The sequence below is a fragment of the Geminicoccus sp. genome (assembly GCF_035556675.1).
Lineage (GTDB): Bacteria > Pseudomonadota > Alphaproteobacteria > Geminicoccales > Geminicoccaceae > Geminicoccus.
In genome coordinates, this window is the sequence record NZ_DATMFZ010000056.1 from 1 (window position 1) to 22512 (window position 22512).

20 protein-coding genes and 2 pseudogenes are annotated in these 22512 nt (G+C 67.9%); 9 read left to right on the forward strand and 13 right to left on the reverse strand.

Annotated elements, in window-relative coordinates; translation table 11 throughout:
- Positions 1–911: hypothetical protein (locus VNS22_RS04270; protein WP_325729948.1), on the reverse strand; the 911-nt coding region annotated here is incomplete at its 3' end.
- A 755-nt stretch (positions 912–1666) separates the two neighbouring features.
- On the opposite strand from VNS22_RS04270, the pseudogene VNS22_RS04275 reads away from it, so the two are divergent.
- Both VNS22_RS04275 and VNS22_RS04280 read left to right on the forward strand, forming a co-directional pair.
- Positions 1667–1720, forward strand: a pseudogene (locus tag VNS22_RS04275) (hypothetical protein); the annotation flags it as partial.
- Entirely contained in the window at positions 1700–1939 is a 240-nt protein-coding gene (locus VNS22_RS04280; RefSeq protein ID WP_349261705.1) for a hypothetical protein, read from the forward strand. The pseudogene VNS22_RS04275 and the gene VNS22_RS04280, both read left to right, overlap by 21 nt.
- 18 nt (positions 1940–1957) lie before the next feature.
- On the opposite strand, the gene VNS22_RS04285 is transcribed toward VNS22_RS04280, so the two are convergent.
- From VNS22_RS04285 to VNS22_RS04315, 7 genes and pseudogenes are all read right to left on the reverse strand, one after another.
- Positions 1958–2101 carry a hypothetical protein gene (locus VNS22_RS04285; protein WP_325729950.1) on the reverse strand — a complete coding sequence of 48 codons (144 nt, stop codon included), beginning with the start codon at positions 2099–2101 and terminating at the stop codon, positions 1958–1960.
- A pseudogene (locus VNS22_RS04290) lies at positions 2098–2524 on the reverse strand (type II toxin-antitoxin system VapC family toxin). The gene VNS22_RS04285 and the pseudogene VNS22_RS04290 overlap by 4 nt, the downstream one beginning before the upstream one ends.
- Positions 2524–2766, reverse strand: a complete 243-nt coding sequence (locus VNS22_RS04295) for a type II toxin-antitoxin system prevent-host-death family antitoxin (RefSeq protein WP_325729954.1) — start codon at positions 2764–2766, stop codon at positions 2524–2526. The pseudogene VNS22_RS04290 and the gene VNS22_RS04295 overlap by 1 nt, the downstream one beginning before the upstream one ends.
- Before the next feature lie 122 nt (positions 2767–2888).
- Entirely contained in the window at positions 2889–3680 is a 792-nt protein-coding gene (locus VNS22_RS04300) for an ABC transporter ATP-binding protein (RefSeq protein WP_349261704.1), read from the reverse strand.
- A complete protein-coding gene (locus tag VNS22_RS04305) occupies positions 3674–4645 on the reverse strand; it encodes an ABC transporter permease (RefSeq protein ID WP_414653313.1) in 972 nt (323 codons plus the stop codon). The genes VNS22_RS04300 and VNS22_RS04305 overlap by 7 nt, the downstream gene beginning before the upstream one ends.
- Positions 4646–4693: 48 nt before the next feature.
- Positions 4694–5785 (reverse strand): ABC transporter substrate-binding protein, encoded by a 1092-nt coding sequence (locus tag VNS22_RS04310; protein WP_325729959.1) that lies wholly within the window; start codon positions 5783–5785, stop codon positions 4694–4696.
- Positions 5782–6132: a hypothetical protein gene (locus VNS22_RS04315; protein ID WP_325729961.1), complete on the reverse strand. Its 351-nt coding sequence runs from the start codon at positions 6130–6132 to the stop codon at positions 5782–5784. Before VNS22_RS04315 ends, VNS22_RS04310 begins: the two co-directional genes overlap by 4 nt.
- A 205-nt stretch (positions 6133–6337) precedes the next feature.
- Between VNS22_RS04315 and VNS22_RS04320 the strand changes: the two genes are divergently transcribed.
- The 4 genes from VNS22_RS04320 to VNS22_RS04335 all read left to right on the forward strand — a co-directional run bounded on the left by VNS22_RS04320 (position 6338) and on the right by VNS22_RS04335 (position 10170).
- Positions 6338–7360: an ABC transporter substrate-binding protein gene (locus tag VNS22_RS04320; protein WP_325729962.1), complete on the forward strand. Its 1023-nt coding sequence runs from the start codon at positions 6338–6340 to the stop codon at positions 7358–7360.
- Positions 7357–8154, forward strand: a complete 798-nt coding sequence (locus tag VNS22_RS04325; protein ID WP_325729964.1) for an ABC transporter ATP-binding protein — start codon at positions 7357–7359, stop codon at positions 8152–8154. The genes VNS22_RS04320 and VNS22_RS04325 overlap by 4 nt, the downstream gene beginning before the upstream one ends.
- Entirely contained in the window at positions 8151–8918 is a 768-nt protein-coding gene (locus tag VNS22_RS04330; RefSeq protein ID WP_325729966.1) for an ABC transporter permease, read from the forward strand. Before VNS22_RS04325 ends, VNS22_RS04330 begins: the two co-directional genes overlap by 4 nt.
- A gap of 235 nt (positions 8919–9153) precedes the next feature.
- Positions 9154–10170 carry an ABC transporter substrate-binding protein gene (locus VNS22_RS04335; RefSeq protein ID WP_325729968.1) on the forward strand — a complete coding sequence of 339 codons (1017 nt, stop codon included), beginning with the start codon at positions 9154–9156 and terminating at the stop codon, positions 10168–10170.
- Between the two features lie 160 nt (positions 10171–10330).
- Here the strand turns inward: VNS22_RS04335 and VNS22_RS04340 are convergent, their stop codons facing one another.
- Positions 10331–11683, reverse strand: coding sequence for a J domain-containing protein (locus VNS22_RS04340; protein WP_325729970.1), 1353 nt, complete (start codon positions 11681–11683; stop codon positions 10331–10333).
- Between the two features lie 1102 nt (positions 11684–12785).
- On the opposite strand from VNS22_RS04340, the gene araD reads away from it, so the two are divergent.
- Positions 12786–14513: an L-arabinonate dehydratase gene (gene araD, locus VNS22_RS04345; RefSeq protein WP_325729972.1), complete on the forward strand. Its 1728-nt coding sequence runs from the start codon at positions 12786–12788 to the stop codon at positions 14511–14513.
- A gap of 38 nt (positions 14514–14551) precedes the next feature.
- Here araD and VNS22_RS04350 read toward each other — a convergent pair whose 3' ends face one another.
- The 3 genes from VNS22_RS04350 to VNS22_RS04360 all read right to left on the reverse strand — a co-directional run bounded on the left by VNS22_RS04350 (position 14552) and on the right by VNS22_RS04360 (position 19002).
- Positions 14552–16732, reverse strand: coding sequence for a hypothetical protein (locus VNS22_RS04350; protein WP_325729974.1), 2181 nt, complete (start codon positions 16730–16732; stop codon positions 14552–14554).
- A gap of 206 nt (positions 16733–16938) precedes the next feature.
- The gene (gene betC, locus VNS22_RS04355) at positions 16939–18441 is read right to left on the reverse strand and encodes a choline-sulfatase (protein ID WP_325729976.1); all 1503 of its coding nucleotides are present in this window, start codon (positions 18439–18441) and stop codon (positions 16939–16941) included.
- 93 nt (positions 18442–18534) lie between these two features.
- The gene (locus VNS22_RS04360) at positions 18535–19002 is read right to left on the reverse strand and encodes a hypothetical protein (protein WP_325729978.1); all 468 of its coding nucleotides are present in this window, start codon (positions 19000–19002) and stop codon (positions 18535–18537) included.
- A 404-nt stretch (positions 19003–19406) separates the two neighbouring features.
- On the opposite strand from VNS22_RS04360, the gene VNS22_RS04365 reads away from it, so the two are divergent.
- Positions 19407–20099: a DUF502 domain-containing protein gene (locus VNS22_RS04365; RefSeq protein WP_325729980.1), complete on the forward strand. Its 693-nt coding sequence runs from the start codon at positions 19407–19409 to the stop codon at positions 20097–20099.
- Here the strand turns inward: VNS22_RS04365 and recG are convergent.
- A complete protein-coding gene (gene recG, locus VNS22_RS04370) occupies positions 20049–22244 on the reverse strand; it encodes an ATP-dependent DNA helicase RecG (protein WP_325729982.1) in 2196 nt (731 codons plus the stop codon). The genes VNS22_RS04365 and recG overlap by 51 nt on opposite strands.
- Between recG and VNS22_RS04375 the strand changes: the two genes are divergently transcribed.
- The gene (locus tag VNS22_RS04375; RefSeq protein WP_325729984.1) at positions 22243–22509 is read left to right on the forward strand and encodes a succinate dehydrogenase assembly factor 2; all 267 of its coding nucleotides are present in this window, start codon (positions 22243–22245) and stop codon (positions 22507–22509) included. The two genes, recG and VNS22_RS04375, sit on opposite strands and share 2 nt — an antisense overlap.
- Positions 22510–22512: the final 3 nt, after the last annotated feature.

Sequence of the window (22512 nt, forward strand, 5' to 3'; positions counted from 1 at the left end):
CCTTGGCCCGCCTGCATGGCGAGGCTGAAAGGCTTGGTCGTCAGGACAAGCCGGCCGGTCATCAGGTTGCCGATGTCGAAATGGAACGCGCAGAATCCATCACGGTCCGCAAACTTGCTGCCGGCGATCACATGGCCGCGAATCCGCCATTTGATGTGCTCCTGGAGAGAGTGCGGAACGGCCGCCGCGCCGTCGGCGTACTTGTCGAAGCCGGTACGCACCGCGGTCGCAGCACGATGCCGCTCCAGCCGGGCCCGGTCGTCGACCAGACGCGCCCGCTGCCCGGCCTGCACCGCCCGCTCGCGGGCCGCCAGCCAGGTCAGCATGCCCATCAGGTAGACGGGCAGGGTGGGGACGTTCTTGAACCGCAGTGTCGCCAGGGCCGGCTCGTGCCGCGTCTGCCCGCTGGCCGGGTCGCGGAACGTCTTCTCGACCAGGTCGGTCCAGCGCCAGATCTCGTAGTCGTTGCGCAGGAACTTATCGAGGACGATCCCTGCCTCGTTGGCGACACTCACCGCGACGTCGGTGCTGCCGGGCTGGTCCCGCAGCCGGATCTGGAGGACCCGGAAGTCGTCGAGATAGTCCAGGAGGTCGCGCAAGGTCTGGCGATTGCTCTCGATCGCGGCCTGCTGGACCATCTCGTCCAGCCGCTGGTCGAGCACCACCAGCACGCCCTTGATCTCGTCGATCTGCCGCTGGAGCTGGTTCAGCGCCGTGATGACCTGGTCGTCATCACCGCCGAGAAAGTCGATCATTTCCAGGACGAAGACGGCCGCTGCGATGACGCCGGCGACGGTGGGGCCGCCCAAGGTGGTGCCGGCGGCCGCGCTGGCCAGCAGCTCGTCCATCTTGTGGGCGATCGTCTCCTGGATCTTCAGACCGTCCTCGGTAAAGCTCAGATCGCTGGACATCATACCCTCCCGAACCGAACCATTCAGGCCACTCGTCGCAGCCTCTTCCACTACGCGGCAATGATGCGCGCCGCGGTTCGCCCGGTCCCGGAGGAACCCGCCGGCTGTTCCGCGCTCGGTGACTTGGTTTGTTCTGGCGGTAGATGCCTGCCGGCGGCCGCTATTCCAGAACGTCTTGCGATCTCCTATCGGTTCTCGGAATACTTGCAGTGATGCACATCACGGGAGACTGGCATGTGCATCCGGCTCCGGATGGCCGGACGTACCGGCTCGGCCATCGTCATCGTGTCTTTGTCCAGCACGGCTGCCGGCGGCGACATGTGCAGACAGAGCATCAGATGCGATCACCCCCCGCATCGAGCGCACCAGTTCATCCTCGCCGCGCTGCGCTCGTCTTGGACGGGCCGATGCCCGATCCGACGTCCCATACCTATGCCGGGCAGTTCCTGATGCCGATGCTCGCGCCGGGCGAGGTGGTGCTGCCTCCGCGCGCTCGCCGGATTGCGGATCATCGGCACCGCCACCGACAGCGAAATCCTGGTGCGCGGCCAGTAGGGGACGCCAGCCGGTGTCATCGAGAAGCTGAGCCTTGCCTTCAACAACACGAACTATGTCTGGAGCGGCACTGCTTTCGCCCTGCAGCTGCAGCCCGACCAGCAGGGCACGGACAGCGACAAATTGAAGGTGCTAGGCAGCGGCAACGACTATTGTGCCGGACTTGCCGGTGATGACGTCATCTTCGCGCAGCCGGCAGCGATACGCTGGACGGTGGCGCCGGTCGCGATCGGCTGGGCGGCAGCATGGGTGACGACGACCTGCTCGACAGCGGCTCCGGCAATGACCTGCTGGACGGCGGCGAGGGCACCGACACCGCGAGCTACAATGGTCCCGCAGCCCGCTACCGGATCGAGGAGACGTCAACCGGCTGGCGGGTCACCGATACCGCTCCGCTAGGCAATCTCGGCGTGGATCTGCTTACCAGCATCGAGCGGCTGCAGTTCAGCGACCAGCTCGTCACGCTCGGCTGAGCCGGGCGGTCGAGCCCGCTACCAGCTCCCACCCAGGCCCAGCCGCTCCAGGATCCGCTGCCGCAGCGCCACCAGCTCCGGGTCGCCATGGTGGCGCGGGTAGAGGCGGTCGACCCGCAACTCCTCGACGATCCGGGCCGAACAGGAAGCACTCACGGTCATGCCAGCCGCCGGGTCGGCACGCCGACGGCCGGTCCGGCTTCGGCAAGCCGATGATCGAGCGTATGGACGGTGGCGCCATGGGCCGAAGCAACTGCCAGATGCAACGCGTCACCCGCGCGGAGCCCGAGCAGGTGCTGGTCCACGAATGTCGCCGCCACCGGGAACGCGCCAGCGGTGACCGGCAATACGGTGAAGCTGTCGGGGATCAGCTGGTTGAACGTGGCGAGCGCCGCCGCCCGCTGGTCCAGGCTGACCTGTCCAGTCCGCAGCTTGATCGCCATGGCGGAGGACATCTCGGTAACCGTTCAGTCGCTGGGTCAGCAGTCGCGCCGGATCCTGTTCCGCTAGCCCGTTCTGGACGCGCGCCGTCATCGCCTCGTTGGAAAGCGCCACCACGAGCAGCGACGTGTCCAGATAGAGCATCAGAAGCGATCGTGGTCCCGCATCGAGCGGACCAGTTCGGCAGCGCCTTCGGCCTGTGGGGACATGGTCGCCGTCACGGCCGTGAGCTTGGCCAAGTCGATCCTTCTGCGTGGTCCGGTCACTGCGGCCAGTCTGGCCACCGGCTTGCCGCGCCGGGTGATCTCGATCGATTCCCCTGCCTCGACCCGGTCGACCAGTTCGCTGAAACGCGCCTTGGCATCCGCCAGCGTGATCCTGTCCATGCCCATGTTCCTGACCATCTGGATGGTCATACAGCACGTCTGGGCAGGTCGCTCCAACTCGACGCGGTGCGGCGTCCCGCAAGGCCGGGTAGGCATATTCGGGTCCCGCGGTGTCCGGTCCGCTACCAGCTCCCACCCAGGCCCAGCCGCTCCAGGATCCGCTGCCGTAGCCTCACCAGCTCGGGATCATCGCGGTGGCGCGGGTAGGGGCGGTCGACCCGCAGTTCCTCGACGATCCGGGCCGGCCGGTCGCTGAACACGATCACCCGAGTCGCCAGGAACAGCGCCTCCTCGATGTCGTGGGTCACCATCAGCGCGGTGAAGCCGGAGCGCTGCCAGAGCGAGACCAGCTCGCCCTGCATGGTGAGCCGGGTGAGCGAATCGAGCTTGCCCAGCGGCTCGTCCAGGATCAGCAGGCGCGGGTCGTTGACCAGGGCCCGCGCCAGGGCCGCCCGTTGCGCCATTCCGCCCGAGAGCTGGTGGGGCAGGGCGCTGCCGAACCGGGTGAGGCCCACCAGCTCCAGCGCCTGGTCGACCCGGTGGCGCTGGCTCTTCAGGATGCCGCGCGCCTCCAGGCCCAGCGCCACGTTGTCCCAGACCGTGCGCCAGGGATAGAGGGTCGGATCCTGGAACACCACGACCCGCGACGGGTCCGGCCCGGTGATCGGCAGGCCATCGGCCAGGATCCGGCCGCCCCGCGGCGGCTCCAGCCCGGCGATCAGCCGGAGCAGGGTGGACTTGCCGCAGCCAGACGGCCCCAGCAGCGCCACGAACTCGCCGGGCTCGATGCCCAGCGAGATGTCCTGGAGCACGGGCAGCAGCTCGTCCTGCAGGACGAAGCCATGGCTCACCTGCTCGATCGACAGGGCCATCCCGGCCGGCTGTGCGGCCGGGGCGAGGGCGGCGCTCACCATTTCAGCATCCCCTTCTGCCAGGCCAGGTGCCGGTCGCGGACCTTGAACAGGAGGGTGACCAGGCCCGAGCACATCAGCGCGGTGATCAGCAGGGCGGCATACATGTTGCCATAGGCGGCCCAGCCCAGCGCCCATTGCAGATACCAGCCCAGGCCCGCCTTCACCCCCATCATCTCGGCCACCACCAGCACGGCGAACGAGGCCGCCATGCCCATGAACAGGCCGACATAGACATGCGGCATCGCCGCCGGCACGGCCACCTTCAGCACCAGGAACCGGTTCCTCGCCCCCAGCGTGCGGGCGATGTCGTAATAGGCGGAATTCACGCTGGCCACGCCCGACCAGGTCAGGATCGTGACCGGCACGAAGGTGGCGAGGGCGATCAGGAACACGCTGGCCGCCCAGCTCGACGGGAAGGTGAAGAACGCCACGGGCAGCCATGCCACCGGCGGCAATGGCCCGATCAGGCGCAGCACCGGATGCACCCAGTAGCCGACCAGCCGCGACCAGCCGAGCCCGATCCCGGTGGCGAAGCCGGTGAGCGCACCCAGCACGTAGCCGGTCACCAGCAGGCTGAGCGACGCCAGCACGCATTCGACGAGGCGCGGCCAGTCGTCGATATAGACGGTGAGCAGTTCCTGCGGTGGAGCGAAGAACGGCCGGGGCAGGAGGTCGAGCTTCGCGGTCGCGATCTCCCAGACGGCCAGGCCAATGCCCAGGACCAGGAACCACGGCCCCGCCCGGCGCAGCCGCGCCAGGCCCGGCGCGCGGGGCAGGAGGCCGGCCAGCGCCAGCACCGCGGCCGCAGCCGCGGCCAGATAGGCCAGCTCCTCGGTGAACGCCCAGTCGTCGGTGGCATTGGGCCAGAGAAGGGTGAGTGCTGCCGCTCCGGCCCAGCCAAGGCCCGCCAGGAGCAGGACCGGGTCGATCCGGCCCGGCGCCTGCCCCAGTTCCAGCGCCGGCAGGCCGGCACTGCTCGTCGCATGCGCCAAGTTGCTGGTTCCTTTCCTGCCTCAGACCGCGACGGGCGCGTAGATCTTGTCGGCGAACTTCTCGGGATCGGTCCTGGGCCGCATCACGCCGACCAGCTTCAGCTCCTCGGTGTACTGGGCCAGCTCCTGGCGCAGCGCGTCGCCCGACGGCGAGTGGCTGTGGCCGTGGTAGCGGATCTGCGTCTCCAGATCCTCGATGCTCGTGTTGGGCGAGAAGGGCTGATAGGCCTCCGCGGCGATCCGCGGGTTCTCCGCCGTGAAATGCTGGGCCTCGATCAGCGCCCGGGTCAGGCGCTGGACCGCCTCGGCATTCTCGTCGAGCAGCGAGTTGCGCACCCCGACGATGCAGCAGACCCGCCTAGCATACTCGCCGTCCATGTTGGAGGCGACCTCGACGAACTGGTCGCTCTGCAGGAACTTGTAGGTGAGCGGGTCCCAGTGCGCGATCGCATCGGCCTCGCCGCGCTCGATCACCGCACCCAGCAGCTCGCCCGGGAACACCCGCCAGTCGACCTCGCTCTCGGGATCGATGCCCTGCTTGGCCAGCTGGATCGCGAAGAAATGCTTGGACGGGCTGGCGAGATCGCTGATCGCCACCGTCTTGCCGCGCAGGTCCGCTACCGTGGCGATGCCGGTGTCCTTGCCGGCCAGCAGGCGCAGGCAGCCGGAATGGAGGCCCGCCACGATCTTGACGTCGAAGCCCTGCTCCAGGGGCTTCAGCCAGCGCAGCGCCATGCCGTGCCCGGCATCGGCCTTGCCCGTGGCGATCGTCTCGAGCAGCGCCTCGGTGGAGCCGGCGAAGTTGACGAACTCGACCTGCAGACCGTGCTTCTCGAAGATGCCGCTGGTCTGGGCGGCAGCCACCGGCGCGCCGCACACGGCACCCGTGTTCCAGGCAAAGCGCAGCGGGATCAGGTCGGCCCCGCCGGCGGCCGCCGCCACCGGCGTCGTGCAGATCGCACCCTTGTCCAGGAGCGCTGCGGCCGAGCCTTCCAGCACGCCGGCCCGCGCCATCGCCGAGAAGCCGCCCGCGGCCAGCGGCACCGCCGCACCGAACCCGGCGGCTGCCAGGAGCTGCCGGCGCGAAATCCGGCCACCATCCCGATCGGTCATCGAATCTCTCCTCGCTCCGGCTGGGCCTGGTCGTCGTCGGGCAGCAGGGTGACGTTCCCGCCCGGATTGTCGGTCACCGCGAAGGTGGTGAAGTACTCGATGTCCGGATAGCTGCCGTAGCGCGCCAGGATCCCGTCCAGCCACGGCCCCTGGTAGAAGCGCCGCGCGTCCTCCAGCGTCTCCCACTGGTACACCCCGCCGGCCACGCCCCGCTCGCTCCAGATGAACTGCTTGCGGATCAGCCCTGGCGCCTCGCCGAAGCCGGCCGCGATCTTGGCGAAATGGGCCCGGCAGGCCTCGCGGCCGATCGTGGCGGGTAGTCGATAACGGACAATGGCGGTGATCATGGCTGCCTTGCTCGAGTCCGACCGGCATCGCGCCGGGCAGGGTCTTCCCGGCGTGCTGGCTGAAACTGCGGTCCGGCGGGAGGCAGGGCAATCAAGTTATTCTACGAATTTAGTATAGTATCGCTGCGGGATCTTCCTGCGGCACGGGCCTTGCTGTGGGTTGCTGCGCCCCGTCATGGTGCCGGAAACGTCTGGGAGGAACGGAATGCTGCGTCGGTCGCTGCTGGGTGCCCTGGGACTGGGCAGCCTGCTGCTCGTTTCGTCAGGTGCCGCCCGCGCCGAAACCGCGATCAAGTTCACCCTGGACTGGAAGTTCCAGGGACCGACCGCCGCCTTCCTGATCGCCGAGGCCAGGGGCTACTTCACCGAGGAAGGCCTTTCCGTCACGATCGACAGCGGCAACGGCTCGGCCGGTGCGGTCACCCGGGTGGCGTCCGGCGCCTACCAGATGGGCTTTGCCGACATCAACAGCCTGGTCGAGTTCAACGCCGTCAATCCCGGCCAGCCGGTCAAGGCGGTGATGATGATCTACGACGCGGCGCCGTTCGGCCTCTACGCCCTGCCGGCCAGCGGCATCGCCCAGCCCGCCGACCTGGTCGGCAAGACGCTGGGCGCCCCGGTGTTCGACGCCTCCTACAAGCTGTTCCCCGCCTTCGCCACCGCGGTCGGCATCGATCCTCAGGCTGTGCCCAGGGTCAACATGGACCCGCCCCTGCGCGAGGCCATGCTGGTGCGCGGCGACGTCGACGTGATCACCGGCCACTACTTCACCTCCATGCTCGACCTGGAGAGCAAGGGCGTCGACCCGGCCACGGTCACGGTGATGCTCTACAAGGACTTCGGCCTGGACTTCTACGGCAACGCGGTGATCGCCTCGGGCCGCTTCATCCAGGAGCACCCGGAGGCGGTGCGGGCGTTCAACCGCGCGGTCGCCAAAGGCATGCAGGACCTGGTGGCCGACCCGGATGGTGCGATCGAGATCGTGCTGGCCAAGGATCCGCTGGCCGATGCCGAGCTGGAGAAGAAGCGCCTGGCCATGGCGCTGGACGTCAACATCCTGACCCCGCAGGTGTTGGAGAACGGCTTCGGCGCGGTCGACCCCGCGCGCCTGGCGCGCTCGATCGAGCAGCTGGCCGGTGCCCTGGCACTGGAGGAGAAGCCTGCGGTCGAATCGATCTGGACCGCGGAGTTCCTGCCCGCGGCGGACGCACGCAAGCTCGGCCGGTGACGCCGCTCCTGCGCTTCGACCGGGTCGCCCTGCGCTATGGCGAGGAGCAGGTCGGCACGGTCGCGGTCGAGGCCTGCAGCCTGGACGTGCCGCAAGGGGCGATCGTCGCCCTGGTCGGCCCGTCCGGCTGCGGCAAGTCCACCCTGCTGAAGCTGGCGGCCGGGCTGATGCTGCCGTCGTCCGGCGAGGCCCGCTATCGCGGCAGCCCGATCCTGGGGCCCCGCGGCGGCGTCGGCATGGCCTTCCAGAACGCCACGCTCCTGCCCTGGCGCAGCGTGCTGGCGAACGTGCTGCTGCCGCTGGAGGTCTCGGCCGAGCATCGCGCCGCCTATCGCGCCGATCCTGAGCCGTTCGTGGCCCGCGCCCGCCAGCTCCTGGAACTCACGGGCCTCGCCCAGTTCGCGGAGCGCCCGCCCTATGAACTGTCCGGCGGCATGCAGCAGCGCGCCAATCTCTGCCGGGCCCTGGTGCACCGGCCCGAGCTCCTCCTGCTCGACGAGGCGTTCGGCGCGCTCGACACCTTCACCCGCGAGGAGCTGTGGCAGGCGCTGCAGGATCTGTGGCTGGAGCAGGGCTTCACCGCCGTGCTGGTCACCCACGACCTGCGCGAGGCGGTCCACCTGGCCGACACGGTCCATGTCATGAGCGGCCGGCCCGGCCGGATCGTGCAGAGCCGGCGGATCCGGACACCTAGACCGCGCCGCCTCGCCGACAGCTTCACGCCCGAGTTCACCGCCATCGTCCACGAGCTGCGCGACGCCGTGGCGCTGGCCCGCACCGGAGCCCCGGCATGAGCGGCCGCACCGCCCTGCGCCTGGCCCCCTGGCTCGCCAACCTCGCTCTGTTCCTGATCTGGGAAGCGGCCTGCCGCCTGTTCGCGATCCCGGAATTCATCCTGCCGCCGCCTTCCGCCGCCCTGGCCGAGCTCTGGCGGATGGCCGGGCCCATCTGGTTCAATGCCTGGTTCACCCTCCTGACCACGCTGGCCGGCTTCGCCCTGGCGGTGGTGTTCGGCCTGGCCCTGGGCGTGCTGGCCGGCGGCTCGCGCCTGGCCTATGCCGCGCTCCAGCCCCTGCTGATCGGCTTCAACGCGATCCCCAAGGTGGCGATCGTCCCGGTCCTGGTGGTCTGGTTCGGCATCGGCGCGGTGCCGGCGGTGCTCACCGCGTTCCTGATCAGCTTCTTTCCGATCGTGGTCAACGTCGCCACCGGCATCGCCACGGTCGAGCCCGAGATGCGCGACCTGATGCGCTCCTTGGGTGCCCGCCCGCGCGACGTCCTGCTCAAGGTCGGCCTGCCGCGCGCCATGCCCCTGTTCTTCGCCAGCCTGAAGGTGGCCGTGACCCTGGCCTTCGTCGGCTCGGTGATCTCCGAGACCATCGCCGGCAATCGCGGCATCGGCTACCTGATGCTCCAGGCCTCCTCCAGCTTCCGCATCCCGCTGGTGTTCGCCGGCCTGATCGTGGTCGCCGCCATGGGCATCCTCATGTACGGCGTGTTTGCCCTGGCCGAGCGCCGCCTGACCGGCTGGGCCTTCCGTGGGCAGGGCGGCAGCTGACCAGCGGATCGCCCGCATACCTCGCCGGAGCATCGGTTGGGGCCGGACATGCGCGGCGTTGCCGGAATGCGCAGCCACCAGCACGTGCCGCCTGCACAGGGACAGGCCTCGGCGCCAGAGGAATCCACTTACCCTGGCAGATGAATGAAGTATTGCTTCGGGACTTTTTCCGTGCGCGAATCTTGCCGCGGCCCACAGCAATGGAATGATGCCGCGATCGCGCGGGAGAAACAGGATGCTGCGTCGGCAGGTGCTGGGTGCCGTTGGAGGCCTGCTGCTTGCGCCCACGGTCGGTGTCCGGGCCGCCACCGACATCAGGTTCGCGCTCGATTGGGAGTTCCAGGGCCCCAACGTCCCGTTCCTGATCGCCGAGGTCAGGGGATATTTCGAGGCCGAGGGCCTGGCGGTACGAATCGACCACAGCACCGGCTCGGCGGACGCGGTCACCCGGGTCGCCTCCGGCGTCTATCAGATGGGTTTTGCCGACATCAACCGCGTGATCGAGTTCAGCGCCACCCACCCGCGCCCACTCGTCAAGGCGGTGATGATGATCTACGACGCGCCGCCATTTGGGATCTACGCCCTGAAGTCCAGCGGGATCAGGACGCTTGCGGACTTGGCGGGCAGAACGCTGGGCGGACCGGCCGACGACATCTCCTTCCGGCTGTTTCCCGCCTTCGCCATGCATGAGGGCGTCGATCCTGCCAGCGTGACGCGCATCGAGATCGAGGAGAGTCAGTGCGAGGCCAAGCTGCTGAGTGGCGAAGTCGATCTGGTCTCGGGCTACTATTTCTCGGTCATGATGAATCTGCAGAGGATGGGCGTCGACACGCGCGACGTGATGGTGATTCTCTACAAGGATCACGGGCTGGACTTCTACGGCAAAGCCGTGATCGCCTCGGACCGCTTCATCGCCGAGCAACCGGACGCGGTGGCCGCATTCAATCGTGCGGTCACCAGGGCCATGCACGACCTGGTGGCGGACCCCTATGGTGCCGCCGAGATGGTGCAAGCGCGCAATCCTGAGATCGATATCGAACTGGAAAAGCAGCGTCTGGCCCTGGCGCTTGCGGTCAACATCCTGACCACGCGGGTCTGGGACGGTGGCTTCGGCGAGATCGACCCCGAGCGGCTGGCCCGCTCGATCGACCAATTGGCGGGTGCCTTGTCTCTCGACCGCAAGCCATCGGTCGCTTCGATCTGGACCGCCGCGTTCCTGCCCGAGGCGCGGGCCCGCAAGTTGGTCCAGTGAGCTCCTGCTTCGACTGCATCACCTCGAGCTGTGGATGAGGTGCAGGCCGCTATCGGCGGTCGAGGCTCGCCCCCTGCGTGCCGGATGATCGGACACCGTTCCTTGCGAGCCTGAAGACGATGGCCATGCTCGCCCTTGTCACTCGACGACCGCTCCCGCACTACTGGGCGTCGAATTCCTGAGTAGTTATGGATTTCGGCGTTACGTTGCCGAGTGGCACTGCATAGAGCGTATAGGTCATCTCCTGGGTGATGATTTCCGTGGCCGTTGTCCTGGTGGCGAATGTCTCTTCGCCCGGGAACTGGCCGGCACGGTGCGTCTGCACGAACGACCGGCAATCCTTGGCGAGATGATCCCCGAAAGCATACTGGATGCGGTAGGTCCCGTCGGGAATCTTCCTCAAGGACGCCGTGGCACCGTCGGCCACGAAGACGGACGCGATCCTGCGGTTGGAAACCGACTCACGCAGACGCACGATCGCATTGCCGCCTGAACCGTTCCTGATGGTCACGACGTGGCCATCGATCCGGGTCAGGTTCTGGCGCCCTTCCAGGATGTGCCCATTGCCGGGGCCGAGTGCACAGCGGGGTACCAGTCCGGAGACAGCCATGGCCTGCCCCGATTCCGCCGGCTTTGCGGCATCGGTGGCCGCCATCGGCGGGCGGCCGGAGGGGGGAGCGGTACGATGGGACACGGGCCTGGCAGCGCTTGGCGTCCTGCTGTCGTAATGGACGAGCAGACCCGTGATCAGTAACGGCATCGCGGCGGCCATCGCGAGATGCTTCAGAAACTCCATCGGCCGCACGCGCCAGGGATTTCTTAGGCGCGATTGCTGTGGCCGGTAACCTGTAGCCTCCAGATCATGAAGCAACTTCTGGGCCTTATGGGCGATCGCGAGATCGGATGCGGAGCACGACCGGCTGGCCAGCGCATGGGCGAGATGAAGGTCGCCACGTGAAAGGAACGCCAGGCAGTTGAACCAGAGCATTCGCTCCTGGGCGACTTTCGATGGCTTGCCACCCAGGCCGTTCCGAAGAATCGCGGCGATGGTGTGAATCGGACCCCAGGGTACTCCCCACCAGCCGGTGAACATGGTGACCAGCGAAGCGGCGAAAGCTTCCTTTCGAGCGCATTGCGCACAGAACACTCCCTGGACGGGCGACCGGATGGTCGCCAGTAGCAGGCTGTAGACCCGCCAGAACACGACGTATCGAGGCTGAGCGGCAACCTGTCCGCATCGAGAGCAACAGATGGGGTCGATCGTTGCTTCGCGCGTGCCCTCCGCTTCAGCCTGATATCCGGCGCTGTCGTATTTCGCGCGGGCTTCGGGATCCGACAGAATGGCATAGGCGGCGCTGATGCTTTGAAAGCATGCTGCGGACGAACTTCCGGAAGTATCGGGATGCGTTTCCTTCGCCAGCCTGCGGTATGCGTTCTTGACCTGATCGAAGGTGGCGGTCGGCGGCACACCCAGGGCGGCATAATGGCCGTCAGGATCATTACTGCTCCCCATGCTCTCTGTTCCCTGGAGCCGAATATCGCGACAGATGATAACCTCGACTGAGGGCGGCAGTCATCCGGAAAGATCCACATAAATCTGTCGAAAATTTGTTCAATAATGCAGAAAATTTCAAAGATGGTGGATAAGTTTTACTTAGGGAAGAAGGGTTATATCTTGGAAGATCAGGCCGGAACTGTTCGGCCGGTTGCTCCGATCCGCGGAGAACAACTCGGCCGCACCTGAAGACCGCAGGCTGATCCAGCCCAATCCGGCCTGACCTCGGGTATGGAAGGCTTGCGCCACCGACGTCTCATCGCAGCGGCCGGCGCCGGAGCGGTTGCGTCTGGTCAGCGAGGTTGCGGCAGTCGTCCCTGGCAGGGCAGGCACCCACTTCCACAAGAATAGGACTAAAGACCTGGAATCTGCTAACCTGTACCTCCAACCGTGTGGGACAGGGCATCATGTTCACCGCCATCGTGCTGCACCGGCCCGACTTGGGCAGCCGGAACACGGCCCGGCGGGACGGCGGACCTGTTCCGGGACGATGGAGCCGGACGCCTGCAACTCATCCCGCCAGGATCGGAATGCGAAACGAACCCGGGCCACCGACCCCCAGCCCGCTGCGGAACCGCGCAAGAGCGCCTGCAGCAGGTACCCGGCGATCCTGGACCGCCTTGAACCGCAATTTGCACGAACGAACTCGGGGCGGGATTTCGAGCGCAATGAATCATGCTCGCGCTGCCGGGCCCGATCCATCCGGCACGGGCATGGCCGGTCGGCGGCTTCGCCTCCTGCCGCACGGCGATCTGCACGAACGAACCCGAGCCGCCGGGTCACCCCGCCGCGACGAAACGAACCCGAGCGGCCGGGTCAGCCCGTGGTGACGAAACGAACCCGAGCCGCATCCTCGCCGCTGTCCGTCTGGGCCGGCCGGGACATGCGCCGATCGGCGTCGGTGCCGATCGGCCATGCTCGTCGGTCGCCACGCGTCCTGCAGGACCGCAGCCGGTTCGGACTGCGCAAGGGAGCGGTTTGGGCCGGGAGCGGATGCCTCGCATTGACGCCGCCGCCTGCCGGTTCCAGCTTCCGGGCCACGCGTCGGGGAGGTTGGAACGTGTCGGACAAGCCCAGGAAGAAGCCGGAAGAGCTGCGCTCGCATCGCTGGTTCGGCGTGCAGGACCTGCGTTCCTTCGGCCATCGCTCGCGGGTCAAGCAGATGGGGCGCGATGCGGTCGACTATGCCGGCAAGCCGGTGATCGCGATCGTGAACACCTGGTCGGACATCAATCCCTGCCATTTCCACTTCAAGGAGCGGGTGCAGGACGTGAAGCGCGGCATCTGGCAGGCGGGGGGCTATCCCCTGGAGCTGCCGGCGATCTCGCTGTCCGAGCCGTTCGTGAAGCCGTCGACCATGATGTACCGCAACTTCCTGGCGATGGAGACCGAGGAGCTCTTGCGCTCGCACCCGATCGACGGCGTGGTGCTGATGGGCGGCTGCGACAAGACCACGCCGGCGCTGATCATGGGCGCCATCTCCATGGACCTGCCGGCGATCTACCTGCCGGCAGGTCCCATGCTGCGGGGCAACTGGGGCGGCAGGCAGCTGGGCTCCGGGTCCGACGTCTGGAAATACTGGGCCGAGCTCAAGGCCGGCAACATCACGGAAGCCGACTGGGAGGAGATGGAGAACGGCATCGCCCGCTCGCACGGCACCTGCATGACCATGGGCACCGCGTCGACCATGACCGCGGTGGCCGAGGCCATGGGCTTCTGCCTGCCGGGCGCCTCCTCGATCCCGGCTGCCGACAGTGCCCATGTCCGGATGAGCGCCGCCTGCGGCCGGCGGATCGTCGAGATGGTCTGGGAGGACCTCACCCCGTCCGACATCGTGACTCCGGCCGCGGTGGACGACGCGATCCGCTGCCACATGGCGATGGGCGGCTCGACCAACGCCATGATCCACCTGATCGCGATGGCGAGGCGCGCCGGCATCCCGCTGGAGCTGGACCGGTTCGACCAGCTGGCCGGCGAGGTCCCGGTGCTCGCCAACATCCGCCCGTCCGGCACGCTGCTGATGGAGGATTTTTTCTACGCAGGCGGCCTGCGCGCCCTGCTGCGCCGGCTCCTGCCGGTGCTGGACGGGAGCTCGCTGACCGTGAACGGGCTGACCCTGCGCGAGAATGTCGAGGCGGCGCCGATCTGGAACGAGGACGTGATCCGGCCGCTCGACAACCCGGTGAAGAAGGAGGCGACCGCCATCCTGCGCGGCAACCTGTCGCCGTTCGGCTGCGTGATGAAGCCGTCCGCGGCCGATCCGCGCCTGCTGCGCCATCGCGGCCCGGCCCTGGCCTTCGAGGACTACGACCATCTCCAGGCCGAGATCGACCGGGACGACCTGGACGTCACCCCGGACCATGTGATCGTGCTGAAGAATGCCGGCCCGATCGGGGCGCCGGGCATGCCGGAATGGGGGATGCTGCCGATCCCGCGCAAGCTGCTCCGGGAGGGGGTGCGCGACATGCTGCGCATCTCGGACGCCCGGATGAGCGGCACCTCCTATGGCGCCTGCATCCTGCACGTCTCGCCGGAAGCGGCCGTGGGCGGCACGCTGGCCCTGGTGCGCACCGGCGACCTGATCGAGGTCGACGTGGCGGCTAGGCGGCTGGAACTGCTGGTCGACGAGGCCGAGCTGGCGCGTCGCCGCCAGGACTGGAAGCCGCCTTATGTCCCGTCGCGCGGCTACTGGAACATGTTCGCCGCCCATATCCGCCAGGCGCACGAGGGCTGCGACTTCGACTTTCTGGAAGGCACGGAGCGGCTGCCGGAGCCGCCGATCCACTGAACGGCCCCCCGGCCGGCATGAGCCGGCCGGGAATGGCATCAGCGCAGCGACGACTTGGCCAGCCGCCCGACCCGCCACGGCTCGTGGCTGGCCAGGCCGAACAGGGTGACCTCGGCACCTTCGGGCAGTTCGGCGAAGCGGTCCTCGCTCAGCCGGAACACCACCCGGCCGGTGCCGCCGTCGCGGGCGAAGCTGCCGCCGCGCAGGGTGGCGTCGCCGATCCGCAGCAGCATGCCGTTGCCCATGACCGGGAAGGGCCGGTCGGAATCGATCACCAGTTCCACCATCGGCCGGCTGCCGCCATCGGTGGCCTTGCCGAGCCCGCGGCGCAGGCTGAGTGAGGCCCGGTGGACCGTACGGGCTGCCTTGGCGCGGGCCGCGGTCATCGCCCGAGGTTCCTCTGCGGCGATCACGGCCGATGCCTGCGGCGTCCGCGCCTGCGCGGCCGCCACGGTCGCCTTGCTGTTGGACTTCATGCCCCAGGGGAACTGGGCCTGCGCCTTGGAGAGCCGGAGGTCCGCCAGATAGACGGTGCCCTTCGGCATCTGGCCGCCGAACGAGAACTCGATGGCCTTGAGCCTGGTCCGGTCGATGTTCTTGAACGCGACCGTCGGAATGCGCACCGAGCTCAGCACCGGGTGGCGCACAAAGTAGTAGCCCTCGTAGTCGACGCCGACCGGGGAGAACATCCGGGCGAACGGCTCGATCGGCACCTTGACGGAGCGCTTGCCGTTCGCGTCCACCAGCACGATGTCGCCCTTCAGCGACACGCCGTCCTTGACCGGCGGCGCATCGTAGCAGTCCGGCTGGCTCAGCGTGCCGCCGCAGCCCATGGTCATCCGGATCTCGACGCTGGACCAGCCAGTCATGTTGATCGAGCTGCCGCTCTTGGCGAGCGTCACCAGCAGGCTGGAACGCTTCGCCGCCGAGGCGCCCTGCCACGCGAAGGCCAGGCCGCGTTTCTCGTGGTCGGGAATGGTGATGGCGGCCGCCTTGCCCCGCACCAGCTTGTGCTTGACCCCGGCCTTGCTCTTCAGCGAGCTCTGCGCGAAGTCCTCGACCAGCCAGCTCAAGGCACGGTCGGGCGACGAGGAATAGGCCCGGTCCAGCTCGGTGAGGTCCCGGAATGGTGCCGGCGGGTACCAGCTGCTATCCAGCAGCCGGGCGAACACCTTGTCGGCACGCCGGCCCACGGTCGAGCGGAAGAAAGCCAGCACCGGCTGGAAGGCGGTATTGCGCTGCGCAGTCGACCCGCCGCTCATGTCGAACAGCGGCTTATGGCCGACGCAGCCGGTCGCGTCCGATTCCTGCCACTCGCTGTTGTAGTAATTGTGGTTGGCACCCCACACGGCGAATGTCGCCTTGAACGACTTGCGCGTCTCGATGCGCTTGGCCATGGCCCGCTCGAAGAACCGCAGTCCCTGCAGGTCGGACACGTCGCCGTCGCACATCGGCAGCAGCACGGCGAACGGGGCGTCGAGCGGTGCCGGCTGGGATTCCTGGGCATCGGTCGGTGCGATCGCGAACAGGCCCTTGACCAGGGTGTTCGCCGGCAGGCGCTTGGCCCAGGGCTCGCTCTTGTCCAAGAGCAGCTTGTGCGCCGCGACGATGCCGTCGCCGCCCCGCGAATGGCCGAGCATGCCGATATTGGCAAAGTCCAGCCGGCCGCGCAGGTCGATCCCCACCGACTTCGGCGTCCCGCCGGCCCGGTGCCAGGTCGCGAGCTGCTGGAGGTGGCGCAGGATCAGCCTGCCGCGCCGCAGGATCAGGGAAGGGTCGTCGAACGTGTCCGGCGCGCCATTGACCCCGCGGTTCGCGTTGATCGACACGACCACGTAGCCCCAGCTCGCCAGACGGTCGGCCAGGTAGTGGTAGCCCATGTGGCTGGGTGTCTGGATGTAGCCCTTCGGGCACTTGCCGTCATAGGTGTAGGTCGTGTCGTCATCGACCCGGATCTTGAGCTCCTTGTCGTAGCGGCCACAGGTCGCGTGGTTGCCGTGCAGGAAGACCAGCAGCGGGCGCGGCTCGCTCGCGGGCGCGTTCTTCGGGTACCAGACCGCCGCCGCGATCTGGGTCTTGAGTTCGTCCGAGAGCTCGCGGTCGAGCTTGGGAGCCAGTGCGTAGCTGCCCAATCCCACCGCATAGGAGCCGCGCTTGGTCGCATCCGGTGCGGTCGCGGCGCGGGCCAGCGACACGTTGCCCAAGGCGATGGCGAGCAACAGGAACCATCGCATCATTTTGCCGGCCACGGCCGTTTCCCCCGAGCGAACCTGCACGTTGCCGGCTCAGGCTATACTCAACAGGCAGGCGTGCAACGCGGCAGCTGATCGCTGGTCAGGATGACCATGTCAAACAGGACCTGCCGTCTGCAGCATGAACTCACGAGGGGTTGCCGGAAATATTGGCCTGTCAACTTACGGGAGGATTACCGGCGCGGCCATCTTCGGGCGGCGTCGAGATCGTCCAGCACGAGCTGGCTGCGCACGTAACTGGTGGCGGCATCGTGGTATGGCTGGAAGTCCCAGCTTGTCCACGCACCGTGGCGCATGGCGGCATCCACCAGACGGCGGCGCCGCTGGCTGGCGATCACCTCGTCGCGCAGCCGTGCGGCGTTGAACCGCAGGGTTAGTTCGTCCCGCAGCGCCTGGACGCGGGCTGAGTGGGCCGGCTCGGCCGCGAGGTTGCGGCGCTCGTGCGGGTCGGTTGCCAGGTCATAGAGTTGGTCCGGGTCCGGTGCCGACGCGACGAATTTCCACTGGCCGCGGCGGAGCATGAACAGAGGTGCGATCGCCCCTTCGCCCAGATACACGCCCAATGCCTCGTCATGGCCACCCGTGCCCGACAGGTGCGGCAGCAGAGAGCGGCCATCCAGCGGCAGGGCCGGATCGACCTCGCCACCTGCCAGCTCCACCAAGGTCGGCAGGACGTCCACCAGCGACACGGCGGCGGAGACCCGGCGGGGCCCGAACAGGAACGGCGCGTGCACGAGGAGAGGCAGCCTGGCCGAGGGCTCGAACCAGCTCATCTTGTACCATAGCCCGCGCTCACCCAGCAGGTCGCCATGATCCGAGGTGAACAGCAGGACGGTCCGCTCCAGCCGCCCGATCTCGGCGAGCGTTGTCAGGATCCGACCGAGTTGGCGATCGACATAGGAGATCGACGCATAATAGCTGCGCCGCGCCCGCCGGATCATGGCGTCGGTGATCTCGAACTCGTCCATCGCCGAGATATGGCGCAGCCGCGCGGAATGCGGATCGAGCGGCACGTCGCAGGCACGCGTCGCCGGCAGGTCGATCGCGTCCTCCGGATAGAGCTCCACATATTCGGGCCGCTGCACGTAGGGGTCATGCGGATGGGTGAGCGACACCATCATGAACAGCGGCCGCTCGTCGCTGCCGCGCGCCACGTCGAACAGTTCGCGCTCGGCCGCGAACACCACTTCCTCGTCATAGTCGAGCTGGTTGGTACGGAACGCGACCCCGGCGTTCCGCACGTTGATCATGTTGTGGTACCAGGACGGGCGACGCTCGGGATGCTCCCAGTCCGGGGTCCAGCCATAGTCGGACGGGTAGATGTCGGTGGTCAGCCGCCGCTCGAAGCCGTGCAGCTGGTCCGGGCCGCAGAAATGGGTCTTGCCAGACAGCACCGTCCGATAGCCCAGCAGCCGGAGATGATGGGCCAGGGTTGGCAGGTCGCCGGGAAAGTCCGCCGCATTGTCGTAGGCACCGATGCGCGAGGGCAGGGCACCGGTGAGCATGGAGAAGCGCGAGGGTGAGCAGAGCGGGGCGTTGCAGTAGTTGGCGTCGAACACCACGCTGGTCTCGGCCAGGCGCTGCAGCACTGGCGTCTGCACGAGCGGGTGCCCATGAAACGGGAGCCACTGGGCACCGAGCTGATCAACCTGGAACAGCAGGATGTCGGGGCGCATCGTCCGGCTCGCTACGTGGCAGGGGAGCCAGGGATGGCACGGCTGCCGGTCACATGGGAACCGTCGACCTGCCGGTCCGGCTTGGCGGGGTGCTCAGCTCGCTACGCGCTCCCCGGACTGCATCTGCAGGCGGAGGTCGTCGATCACGCTGTCCAGCATGAACATGATCCGGGCCTCGCCATAGTCGTAGAAGACATCGTTCGGGTCGGTGGAGACCTGACGGCGGAGCCGGTCGGCGGCCAGCCGCAGCACAGTCTCGATGCAGTCGAGCGACTTGTGACGCGCGGAGATCAGTTGATTCTCGCATTCTTCGATCTGCTGGTCCAGACGCTCCATCTCGCGCTCCAGCTCGGCGAGACCAGTCTGCTGCTCGGCCGTCGACAGCTCCGAGATCATCGTCTCGATCTCTCGTGCCGACATGCCGGCGAGCTTCAGTGGCTCGATGGTCCAGTCGGGAAGGATGCCGCGCATCCGCTCCTGCCGCTCGCACAACTGCTCCCGCTGCCGGTGAAGCTCGTTGATGCGGCGGACGAGGAGCATGTTGTTCACGATCACGGTCATCTAAACCACCCCTTTGCGGAGTCAGTGGTACGAGAACAATTCTATGGGTTGTCTTTATGTATCTTGGTTAATGAGTGTCAACAAATGAATATTCAGAATAAATATTGCCAGACACTCGCAAAAATTCCCTCAAATTTTATCTATATGCTCCGCAAAGAAGATTCACTCGACCGAGAGCTGTGTGGAAAGCCCGGCAGCACTGCATTCGCCGATACGCGGCCCAAGTCTGTTCGCCTCATGCGCGAAGAAGGAATGTATCTCATGATGCCTTGCTGCTCCACCCGGCGAATCGAGGCTGGACGCGCAGGGAAAGGCTCACCTATTTTTCATGTCCGGGGATCAATTTTGTTGCGCTGATGCCACAGAAAGAAACGCCTCCCAGTTCGATTCTGCCGCCCAATCCCATGCACCTGCCCAGGCAGCCGCTCGGTGCCCGCATCCGCAACTGGCTGCTGGCCGGGATGATCGTCACCGCACCGCTGCTGATCACGGCCTACGTGGTCTGGCAGGTCGTCGATTTCTTCGACGGCTGGATGAACTCCATCCTGCCCGCGCGCTGGAATCCCGAGACCTACCTGCCGTTCAGCCTGCCGGGCGTGGGCCTGCTCATGGCGATGGCGATCCTGGTTCTGATCGGCTGGTCCACCGCCGGCTTGATCGGGCGCACCCTCGTCAGCTGGAGCGAGCTGCTGCTGGCACGGATGCCGGTGATCCGCTCGATCTACGCGACGCTGAAGCAGCTGTTCGAGACGCTGTTCGCCCAGCAGGCGAAGGCGTTCCGCGACGTCGTCATGGTCGAGTTCCCGACGGCCGGCCAATGGTCCGTCGGATTCATGACCGGGGAGGCGCCGGATGCGGTGGGTGACCAGGTCGAGGGGCCGCATGTCTCGGTCTTCGTCCCGCTCACCCCGAACCCGACCTCCGGCTTCATCATCTTCGTGCCGCGCAGCCGGATCCGGGTGCTCGACATCACGGTGGACGAGGCGTTCAAGATGATCCTGTCGTTCGGCATCGTCGGCGGCACCCGGAGCGGGCTGTCCCAGCCGTCAGCCCCCGTCGAGCAGCCCCAGGGCATCCGTGCGCCGGAACAGGTGTAGGAGCAGCCGGAGCGCCGCGCCGCGGGGCTGACGCAGACCCGGATCGTCGGCCAGCGCCCGGCGCGCGGCGGCGGCCGCCATCGGGATCAGCTCGGCATGGCGCTGCAGGTCGGCCAGGCGCAGGACCGGCACCCCGCTCTGCCGCTCGCCCAGGATCTCGCCCGGCCCGCGCAGCCGCAGATCCTCCTCGGCCAGCGCAAAGCCGTCATTGGTGCGCCGCAGCGCGTTCAGCCGGGCAGCTGCGGTGACGGAGAGCGGCGGGCGCCAGAGCAGGATGCAGGCGGATGCCGTCCGGCCGCGGCCCACCCGGCCACGGAGCTGGTGAAGCTGGGCCAGGCCGAAGCGCTCGGCCGCCTCGATCACGATCAGGCTGGCCTCGGGCACGTCCACCCCGACCTCGATTACGGTGGTCGCTACCAGGAGCGAGGTCCGGCCCTCGGCAAACGCACGCATCGCCTCGTCCTTGGCGGCATCCTTCAGCCGACCATGGACCACGCCCACCGCATCGCCGAACTGCCGGCGAAGGTCCTCGACCCGGGCTTCAACCGCCGCCTGGTCCTCGCGCAGGCTGACCTCCACCAGCGGGCAGACCCAGTAGACCCGCTCGCCCCGCTCCAGGCGCCGGCGCACCGCGTCATGGACCTCCGCGATGCGCTCGACCGGGACCGCCGCGGTCGCGATCGGCTGGCGGCCGGGCGGGCGCTCGGCGATGACGCTGGTGGCGATGTCGCCATAGGTGCTCATCGCCGCGGTCCGCGGGATCGGGGTGGCGGTCATCAGCAGCAGGTCGACGGCCGCACCTTTGGCGCGCAGGGTCAGCCGCTGGCGCACGCCGAAACGGTGCTGCTCGTCGATCACGGCCAGCGCCAGGTCGGCGAAGGCGGCATCTTCCTGGAGCAGCGCGTGGGTCCCGACCACCAGGGCGGGCTCACCGGCCTGGAGCCGCCGGATGATCGCCTGCCGCTCCTTGCCCTTGATCCGGGCCGCCAGCAGCAGGGGCTCCAGGCCGAGCGGGGCCAGCAGCCGTGCCAGACCCTGGGCGTGCTGGGCCGCCAGCACGTCGGTCGGCGCCATCAGCGCTGCCTGGTGGCCGGCCTCTACCGCCGCCAGCATGGCGAGCAGCGCCACCAGCGTCTTGCCGGCGCCGACATCGCCCTGGAGCAGGCGCAGCATGGGCTGGGGCTGGGCCATGTCGGCCAGGATCTCGGCGGTCGCCCGCTCCTGGTCGCCGGTGAGCGGGAACGGCAGGCTCGCGAGCAGGCCCTCCCGCAGCCTCCCATCGCCCCGAACCGCCCGGCCCGGGGCCGCCTCGCGGCTGCGCCGGGCGATCTGCAGGCCCAGCTGGCCGGCCAGCAGCTCGTCCATCGCCAAGCGGGCCTCCGCCTTGGCATCGGGACCGGCATGGATCCGGCGGACCGCCTCGGCGAAGCTCGGCCAGCCAGCCGCCCGCACCAGCTCCGGCTCCTGCCATTCCGGCAGCTCGGCCAGCTTGGCCAGGGCGCGGCGCACCAGGCCGCGGATGGTACCCTGGTGCAGCCCCTCGCTCGACGGGTAGACCGCGAGCGGCCGGCCCGCCTCCTCCGGGCGGAGGCTGTCCGGGTGCGCCATCTGCCAGCGCTCGCCGAAGCGCTGCACCCGCCCCTGGATCAGCACCTCCCCGCCGATCGGGAAGCGCTGCTCGACCATGCGCTGGACGTTGCCGAAGAACACGAGCTCGAGTTCGCCGACCGCGCCGGCCGCGGCCACCCGGAAGGGCCGGTGGCTGGCAGGTGCTGGATGGTGGGCCAGGATCCGCACCGCCAGGGTACGCACCATGCCCTCGTCCGCCGGCTCCAGCCGCTCCGTCGGGGCCGTGTCGAGGAACGAGGCGGGGCGGTGGGTGAGCAGGTCAAGCACCGCCGGGTCGGCCAGCCCCAGGAGCTTGGCCAGGCGCCGCTCCAGGGCCGGCCCCACGCCCTGCAGGCCGCGCAGCGGGGCGAACAACGGCAGGAGCGAGGCTGGCCGCTCGTGCGCCGGCAGCACCACGGCGCGCGCACCGTCCTTGGAACCGTCCATCATCTCCGCTAGACCGCTCGCCTCCGACCCGTTGCCGGTCCCGTCCCCCTGGGCCCCGTCCCCCTGGGCATCGTCCGAAGGCATGCGCATGACCGAGACGACCGAAGATCGCAAGAAGCGCCTGTTCTACCAGAGCCATCATCGCGGCCAGGTCGAGAACGACATCCTGCTGGGCCGCTTCGTACGCCGCCATCTCGACAGCTTCGACGACGAGGCCCTGGACGCGCTGGAGCGCCTTCTGACTGAGGCGGACGTGGACATCTGGGCGTGGGTCACCGACATGCAGCCCTTGCCCGCCCGGCACGACAACGAGGTCTTCGCGCTCCTGCGCGCGGAGGCCAACAGGAAAGCCTGACGC